General features: G+C 67.9%; 4 protein-coding genes. 3 read left to right on the top strand and 1 reads right to left on the bottom strand.

Annotation, left to right across the window (positions count from 1 at the left end; all coding sequences use genetic code 11):
• Positions 1 to 9: 9 nt before the first annotated feature.
• Positions 10 to 2,697: a bifunctional [glutamate--ammonia ligase]-adenylyl-L-tyrosine phosphorylase/[glutamate--ammonia-ligase] adenylyltransferase gene (glnE, locus tag VJ673_RS22770; protein WP_324128464.1), complete on the bottom strand. Its 2,688-nt coding sequence runs from the start codon at positions 2,695 to 2,697 to the stop codon at positions 10 to 12.
• Between the two features lie 171 nt (positions 2,698 to 2,868).
• Here glnE and VJ673_RS22775 point away from each other — a divergent pair, with 171 nt between their 5' ends.
• The 3 genes from VJ673_RS22775 to VJ673_RS22785 all read left to right on the top strand — a co-directional run.
• The gene (locus tag VJ673_RS22775; protein WP_324128465.1) at positions 2,869 to 6,711 is read left to right on the top strand and encodes a YhdP family protein; all 3,843 of its coding nucleotides are present in this window, start codon (positions 2,869 to 2,871) and stop codon (positions 6,709 to 6,711) included.
• Positions 6,712 to 6,715: 4 nt separating this feature from the next.
• The gene (locus tag VJ673_RS22780) at positions 6,716 to 7,555 is read left to right on the top strand and encodes a carbon-nitrogen hydrolase family protein (RefSeq protein WP_324128466.1); all 840 of its coding nucleotides are present in this window, start codon (positions 6,716 to 6,718) and stop codon (positions 7,553 to 7,555) included.
• 100 nt (positions 7,556 to 7,655) lie between these two features.
• Positions 7,656 to 8,730: metallopeptidase TldD-related protein (locus VJ673_RS22785; protein ID WP_324128467.1), on the top strand; the 1,075-nt coding region annotated here is incomplete at its 3' end.

Here is an 8,730-nt window from a genome sequence, read left to right on the forward strand (position 1 = left end):
CTCACGGCGTCAGGATTCGCCGAAGACTTGTTGCCACAGGATGCGCACCGGTTCGCGCGCAAGTGCAACTTCCCCCGCATCGATGCGCGAGGGCAGGTCGTTGAGGCGCTGACGGTGTTGCAGGTGGCGCAGCATGCGGTAGCTGTCGCCACAGCGCGCGGCGAGCCCGGCCGGGATCAGGCCGAGTTCGCCGGCGATGCGCAGCAGCGCGATGTTGCCGAGGTTGCCGGTGAGTTCGGGGTGATGGTGGGCGTGGCCGAGCACGAGGTACTGGACGAGGAACTCGACGTCGATCAGGCCGCCGGTGTCGTGCTTGAGATCGAAGCGTTCGCTCTTGCCGGCGTGGGCTTCGCGCATCTTCTGCCGCATCGACAGGACTTCGGCGCGCAGGGTGTCGAGATCCCGTTCTTGGCGCAGGACTTCGCAGCGGATGCGTTCGAAGGCGGCGCCGAGCGCCGGATCGCCGGCGGCGAAGCGGGCGCGCGTGAGCGCTTGGTGCTCCCACACCCAGGCGGATTCGAGCTGGTATTGGCGGAAGGCATCGAGCGAGCAGACGATCATGCCGGATTCGCCATTGGGGCGCAGGCGCAGGTCGGTCTCGAAGAGGATGCCGGCTGCGGTCTGGCTGGAGAGCCAGGAGTTGAGGCGCTGGGCGAGGCGGGCGTAGACGTCGCTCGCTTCCGGGGCGTTGTCGTTGCCGTGCAGGAACACGAGGTCGAGATCGGAGGCGTAGCCGAGCTCCTTGCCGCCGAGCTTGCCGTAGGCGATCACGGCGAATTCCGGTTCCTTGCGGTGGCGGATCTTGATCTTGCGCCAGACGGCCGGAATGCTCAGGTCGACGATCAGGTCGGCGAGCGCCGAGAGGTGGTCGGCGAGGACCTCGACGGTCAGCATGCCCGCGATGTCCTGCGTCAGCAGGCGGAAGACTTGCGCGTGATGATGCTCACGCACGAGGTCCATCTGCCGTTCCATGTCGGGCTCGGCAGCATCCAGCGCGGCGCCGATCTGCGCGCGTACGGCCGGCCAGTCGGGGGCGGCCTGCAGCGTGCGGGTGTCGAGCAGTTCGTCGAGCAGGATCGGGTGGCGGGTCAGGAATTGCGCGGCCCAGCGCGAGGCGCTCATCAGGTCGGCCACGCGGCGCAGGGCCTGGGGATACTGCTGCAGCAGCGCGAGGTAGGCGCCGCGGCGGCTAATCGCCTCGATGAGGTCGAGGAAGCGGGTGAGGGTATCGTCCGGGCAGGGGGTCGCCGCCGCGGCTTCGACAACGCGCGGGATCAGGGCGTCGAGGCGACCGCGGATGTGGTTGGCCAACTGCTGGTAGCGGATGCCAGTCCGGATCGCCGCGAGGCGGCTTGCGGCGACGGCCGGTTGGCAGTAGCCGAGTTCGGCGAGGATCGGTTCGGCCTGGCTTTCGTTTTCGGCGGCAGCCCACATGCCGTCGAGACTATGGCCTTCTTCCTCGGGTGTGCCGAAGACGTGCTCGAAATAGCGGCTGACGTTGGCGCGATGAGCGTCGAGCGCTTCGAGCATCGCGGTGTAGTCGGGGAAGTTCATTGCTTGGGCGATGCGTGCGCGGTCTTCGTCGTTTTGCGGCAGATCGTGCGTCTGGGCATCGTCGAGATATTGCAGGCGATGTTCGAGGCGGCGCAGGAAGTCGTAAGCGGCGGACAGCTCGGTCACGGCCTCGCCGGCGAGGATGCCGCGTTCGGCAAGGAGCGCCAGCACCTTCAGCGTCGGGCGGGTTTGCAGGTGGAGGTCGCGTCCGCCCCGGATCAGCTGGAACACCTGGGCGATGAATTCGATCTCGCGGATGCCGCCCGGGCCGAGCTTGATGTTGTTGGCCCGGTCGCGGCGCGCCACTTCGCGGCGGATCTGCGCGTGCAGGTCACGCATGGCATTGATCGCCCCGAAGTCGAGGTATTTGCGGAACACGAAGGGGCGGGCGATCTTTTCGAGTTCCTCGAAGCGTTCCCCGGCGAGTACGCGCGCCTTGATCCACGCATAGCGCTCCCACTCGCGGCCCTGCGTGATGAAGTAGTTCTCCAGCATGTCGAAGGACGCGACCAGCGGGCCGGAGTCGCCGTTCGGTCGCAGGCGCATGTCGACGCGGAACACCTGGCCGTGCTCGGTGACTTCCGCGAGCGCCTGGATGAGCTGCTTGCCAAGCCGTTCGAAGAATTCGAAATTGCTGATGACCTTTGCGCCGCCGGTGTCGCCGTCCTCGGGATAGATGAAGATCAGGTCGATGTCAGAGGAGACGTTGAGCTCGCGCCCGCCGAGCTTGCCCATGCCGATGACGAGCAGTTCCTGCTCCCAGCCGGTGGTCGACAAGGGTACGCCGTAGCGTTGGACGAGGCCTTCGCGCAGCACGTCGTGGGCGGCCTGGACGGTGACCTCGGCCAGCAGCGTCATCGTTTCGGTCACTTCGGCGAGGTCGGCGAGGCCGTTGAGGTCGCGTACGAGGATGTGGCTGACGACCCACGCGCGCAGTTTGCGCAGCGTGGCGCGCAGGCGCGGTTCGTCGAGTCCCGATTCGCGCATGAACGCCTGCATGGCGTCGGCATCAAGCGCATGCGGAAGCGATTGTCCGAGGCGCGCCGCGAGCCACGGACGGCTGTCGAGCATGCGCTGCAGGAAGCGCGAGAGCGGCATCGCGTAAGAAAGTGCTTCAGACGGGGATTTTGGGGTAACGGACATGAGAGTCGGGTTCCCGATCATTGGTAGAATGCGCCCCTTCCGCCGTCGGATCGGCCGGACGGAGCGCGTGGGCGAAAATCCCGATTGTATCGGAGCCCGCCACTCCCGGTCCTGCGACGCCGCGGCGAGCTTTCATTCACTATGACTTCTCACGACCCCTCCGCCGCCGATATGACCCGCACATTGCCGACCTTCCTTCGAGGGCGGCTGTTGCGCAAGGTCATGGCTGCGGTGATGATCGTGTGGTTCGTATGCGGCGCGTCCTTCCTGGTCGTGCGCGAAGTCATCGTGCCGCACGTCGGCGAATTCCGGCTGCAGATCGCCGCGGCGATCGGCGACGCGATCGGGCGGCCGGTGGCGATCGAGGCGCTGTCGGCGGATCTGAGCGGATTGCGGCCCCGCCTGCATCTGTCGGGTGTTCGCCTGCTCGACCGCGAGGGACGGCAGGCGCTGCGCCTCGAAGCGGTCGATGCGACAGTCGGCTGGTCGTCGATCCTGCGCGGCGTGCCGTATTTCCATCGCCTGGAGTTCGGCGGCCCGCAGCTGTCGCTGCGACGCGAGGCGGACGGCGAACTCTATGTCGCCGGCACGCACGTGGAGCGCGGCGGCTCGGACTCGGCTTTCAGCGACTGGCTCTTCGCGCAGCACGAGATCGTCATCCGCAACGCGAGCCTCGACTGGTCGGATGCGATGCGCGGTGCGCCAGACCTGCATCTCGACGAGGTTGATTTCCGGATGCGGCGCTCGGGCGGGCACTATCGCTTCGGACTGCGCGCTCGCGCGCCGGCCGAACTCGCGCAGATGGTCGATCTGCGGGGTGATTTGTCCTCGTCGACACCGCGCGAAGTGGCGTCGTGGGCCGGTCAGATCTTCGTCGCGGTCGATGAGGCGGATCTCGGCGGCTGGCGGAGCTGGGTCGATTACCCGGTGCCGCTCACCGGCCGGGGCGGCGTGCGGGCGTGGATTGGCGTCGAGCGCGGCACGATCGATTCGCTGGCGCTCAATCTCGCGCTTGATGACGTCCATACGGTCCTGGGCGAAGGCTTGCCGGAGCTCGATCTGCAAAGCGTGCGCGGTCGCTTCTCCGGACGCCGGACCTCGTCGGGGTTCGATCTGTCGCTCGCCGGGCTGCAACTCGTGACCGGCGACGGTGTGCGCGTGGAGCCCACCGATGTCGGCCTCACTTGGCGCGACGCGACGAAGGAAGGAACGTTCACGTCGAATCGGCTCGACTTCGGTGCGCTCGCAAGGTTGACGGGACACCTGCCGGTCGATCCGGCGGTGCGCGAGCGGCTGGCGGCCTTCGAGCCGCGCGGGCGCGTCGAGGATGTGCGCGTCGCTTGGCGCGGTCCGGCCGACCAGCTTCAGGCGTGGAAAGTGCACGCGCGCTTCTTCGACCTTGGGCTCGAGCCCCAAGGCGCCATCCCCGGGATGTCCGGCATGTCGGGCGAAGTGGATGGCGACGAGCGGGCGGGGCGCTTCCGTCTCGCTGGCAACCGCGCGACGCTGGAACTCCCCACGGTGTTCCCAGAGCCGCGGCTCGGGTTCTCGATGCTGCGCGCAGACGGCGGCTGGTCACGCGCGGGCGAACGTCTGCAGATCGGAATCGACAGCCTGAATTTCGAAAACCCGGACGCTGCGGGCTCGGCGTCCGGCCATTACTGGCCAGCCGCTGAAGGTCCCGGCGAAATCGATCTCACCGCGCGGCTCACGCGGGCAGACACGCAGGCCGTGTGGCGATACCTGCCGCGCGTCGTCAACGACGATACGCGCAACTGGCTGCGCCACGGCATCGTCGGCGGTCGCGTGCCGGACGCCCGTCTGCGCCTCAAGGGCAAGCTCGCGGATTTCCCGTTCCGTGACGGCAAGTCGGGGCAATTCCTGGTGACGACCCGGGTATTCGGGGCACGGCTCGATTACGCCGAGGGCTGGCCCTCGATCACGGGAATCGACGGCGAGGTCCGATTTGAAGGGCCGGGCATGCGCATCACGGCCGAGCGCGCGCAGATCTTCGGCGCCGCGCTGGCCGGTGTCGTCGCCGATGTGCCGGACCTCGACGCGCGACACGGCGAGATCATGACGATCCGCGGCCGCGCGAGCGGGCCGACCGCCGAGTTCCTGCGCTTCGTGTCGGAAAGTCCGGTCTCGCGGCACATCGACGGCTTCACCGACGGGATGCGCGCTGAAGGCTTCGGCGCGCTGGACCTGAAGCTCGTGATGCCGCTGCGGAACATCGATTCCACGACGGTCAGGGGCGACTATCGCTTCACGGGCAACCGGCTATGGGTCGTGAATGGCCTGCCGCCTTTCGTCGATGCGGTCGGCACCGTCAAATTCACTGAGAAGGATCTCGCGATTCCCGAGGCGCGAGCGCGGCTGTATGGCGAACCGGTGCGCCTGTCGGCCGCCACCGGCAAGGACGGCGGAGTGAGCTTCGTTGCGGCAGGCGGCGCCAAGCTGCAGGCCGTGCGCGAAGCCCATGACTGGCCCGTGCTGGAGCACGTCTCCGGTACTGCCCAGTGGCAGGCCCAGGTCGACGTGCGGGCGCAGGGCAGCCACGTCGCTGTGCAGTCCGACCTCTCTGGCGTCACCTCGAGCCTCCCCGAACCGCTCAACAAGAGCGCCGCGGCAGCGTGGCCGGTGAACGTCGCGCTCGATTTCCCGGCCGGCGGCCAGCGGGAGTCGGTGCGCGTGAATCTGGACGGCCGTGCCGAGCTACGCTTTGAACGACGGCGCAGCGGCGACAACTGGGAGATTGCCCGCGCCGGACTCGGCATTCACACGGCCGCACCCGAGTCCGACCGTGGGCTGATCCTCGCGGTGAAGACCGATGATCTCGACGTCGATGCCTGGCGCAAGGCCCTCGATCCCGCCGGCGGCGGTGCGGGTCCGAGCGGCGGCAAGATGCCGCTCACCGTCGCTGCCGTTGACCTCGACGCGCGGCGCGTCACCGCGCTGGGCCATTCGCTGTCCGCCGTGCGCTTGAACGCTCGGGCCGACGCTGGCGGCTGGAAGGGACGCGTCGCAAGCCACGAGGCCGAGGGCGAGTTCGACTGGCGCGACAGCGGAGACGGCACGCTGCGCGCTCGGCTCAAGCGGCTCGCGCTCGGTGGCGACAAGGGCGAGCCCGAAACCGGCGGTGACGGCGAACGCGACGACGCAGGCGAGGAGCCTCAGCGCCTGCCTGCGCTCGACGTGGTGGTCGACCAGTTCGCCGTGCGCGGTGTCGAATTCGGCAAGCTCGAACTGCAGGCTCGCAACCGAGGCGGAATGTGGCACCTCGACTCGGTCGCCGTGTCCAATCCGGACGGACGGCTGGCGGGGTCCGGACAATGGCGGCCGGGCAGCCGCCCGCAGACCGATCTCGACTTCCGCCTTGAAACCCGGAACGTCGGCCAACTCGCCAGCCGTCTCGGCTACGGTGAAGTCGTGCGGGGCGGCAAGGCCGTGCTCGCGGGGCGGATGGCCTGGCGCGGGGCGCCCACGCACATCCATTACCAGTCGCTGAACGGCACCCTGATGGTGCAGGCCGAAGACGGCCAGTTTCGCAAGCTCGAACCCGGCGTCGGCCGCCTGCTCGGCGTGTTGAGCCTGCAGGCGCTGCCGCGTCGCCTGACGCTCGATTTCCGCGACGTCTTCAGCGAAGGATTCGCCTTCGACAGCATTTCCGGTAGCATCAAGACGACGGGCGGCGTGATGCGCACCGACGGCCTGCACATCCGGGGCCCTGCAGCGCGGATCAAGATGAGCGGGTCGGTCAATCTCGAGGACGAGACGCAGGATCTGCGCGTGACGGTCCAGCCGACCTTGTCCGAGTCGGTCGCGATCGGCACGGCCGCGGGCCTCATCAACCCCGTGGCGGGTGTGGTGGCCTATGTTGCGCAGAAGGCGCTGAGCGATCCGCTCGAAAAGCTCTTTGCCTACACCTACGCGGTCACCGGCAATTGGTCGGACCCGAAGGTCGAAAAGATATCCGTCGCGGCGCCGACAGCGTCGCGTTCCAACCAGGAGTAGCCGCGTGAGCCAGTCTGCCTCGCATTCGCCGTCGTCGCCCGTGCGCATCGCCGCGGTGCAAACCGTCTCCGGCCCCGACGTGGCCGAGAATCTGCGCGTGACCGGCGAGCTGATTGCCGAGGCCGCAGCAGGCGGTGCGAAGCTCGTCGCGCTACCCGAGTACTTCCCGCTGATCACCGCTGACGAGACCGTCAAGGTCGCGATTCGGGAACCAGAGGGCAAGGGGCCGCTGCAGGATTTCCTGTCCGATACCGCCCGCCGTCATGGCATCTGGCTCGTCGGCGGGACGATTCCGATGGTCGCGACCGACGGCAGCAAGGTGCGCAACAGCACACTCGTGTTCGACCCGCGCGGGGAGCGGGCCGCGCGCTACGACAAGATCCATCTCTTCGGCTTCCAGAAGGGTGTCGAGCGCTACGACGAGGCGGCAACGATCGAGGCTGGCCGCGAGGTCGTCACCTTCGATGGCCCCTGCGGTCGCATCGGCCTGTCCGTCTGCTACGACCTGCGCTTCCCGGAACTCTTCCGCGCGATGGGCCCGGTCAATCTGATCATCCTGCCGGCCGCCTTCACCTACACCACGGGACGCGATCACTGGGAAGTGCTGCTGCGCGCCCGCGCGATTGAAAACCAGTGCTACGTGATGGCGCCGGCGCAGGGCGGACGCCATCCCAGCGGACGCATCACCTGGGGCCACACGCTGATCGCCGACCCGTGGGGCCAGGTGCTCGCCTGTCGCGACGAGGGGCCGGGCGTCGTCCTGGCCGACCTTGAGCCGGATCGCATTGCGGCCGTGCGCGAAAGCTTGCCGGCACTGCGTCACCGCTGTCTCGGAATCGATTGATGGCATCACCGCAAGTCGCCGTAACGACGATTTGCGATACATGTCCGACCTAATTTGCCCGCGGGCTGTCCAACCGGGCAGACCCCATACTGGAATGACCATGACTCAAGCACAGAACCTCCTCCAGGTTGCCGATCGCTTCCTCCTCAATCCCTATGGACTCGGTGGCGCCGAACTCGAGAAGGTGTTCGGCAAGCTGATGCGCCACCGCCTCGATTACGCCGACCTGTACTTCCAGTACCAGCGCTCCGAGGGCTGGAGCCTCGAGGAAGGCATCGTCAAGTCCGGCAGCTTCAACATCGAGCAGGGTGTCGGCGTGCGCGCGATCAGCGGCGAGAAGACGGCCTTCGCCTACTCCGACGACATCGCGATGCCGGCGCTGGTCGCCGCCGCCGAAGCGACCCGCGCGATTGCCGAGGCCGGTAAGCAGGGCCGCGTCGCCATCGCGCCGTATTCGAACATCGTGCCGCTATACCGCGGCGACGACCCGCTCGCCTCGCTCGACGACACCGCCAAGGTCAAGCTCCTCGAGCGGCTCGAAGGTTTCGCCCGCGCCGAGGATTCGCGCGTCTCGCAAGTGATGGCGCACATCGCGGGCACCTGGGAAGTCGTGCTCGTCGCGCGCAGCGACGGCCACATGGCGGCCGACGTACGGCCGCTCGTGCGCGTGTCGGTCACCGTGATCATGGAAGACAAGGGCCGTCGTGAGCAGGGTAGCGGCGGTGGCGGCGGCCGTTACGATTACACCTATTTCAGCGATGAGCGCCTGCGCGAATATGCCCACGCCGCCGTCCATCAGGCAAGCGTCAATCTCGACGCAGATCCGGCGCCGGCCGGGACGATGACCGTCGTGCTCGGGCCGGGCTGGCCGGGCATCCTGCTGCACGAGGCGATCGGCCACGGGCTCGAAGGCGACTTCAACCGCAAGGGCTCCAGCGCGTTCTCGGGCCGGGTCGGCCAGCGCGTGGCCGCCCCAGGCGTCACCGTGCTCGACGACGGCACGCTGTCGGACCGGCGCGGCTCGCTCAACGTGGACGACGAGGGCAACGTGAGCCAGCGCACCGTGCTGATCGAGGACGGCATCCTGCGCGGCTACATCCAGGATTCGCTCAATGCGCGCCTGATGGGCGTGAAAACCACGGGCAACGGCCGGCGCGAGAGCTATGCGCACATCC

Source organism: Aromatoleum sp. (assembly GCF_035254505.1).
In the GTDB taxonomy this organism is placed as follows: Bacteria; Pseudomonadota; Gammaproteobacteria; order Burkholderiales; family Rhodocyclaceae; genus Aromatoleum.

What these genes read in the sequence shown, in the direction of transcription:
- glnE (WP_324128464.1), bottom strand. Translation starts at nt 2,697, where the DNA reads ATGTCCGTTACCCCAAAATCCCCGTCTGAAGCACTTTCTTACGCGATG.
- VJ673_RS22775 (WP_324128465.1), top strand. Translation starts at nt 2,869, where the DNA reads ATGACCCGCACATTGCCGACCTTCCTTCGAGGGCGGCTGTTGCGCAAG.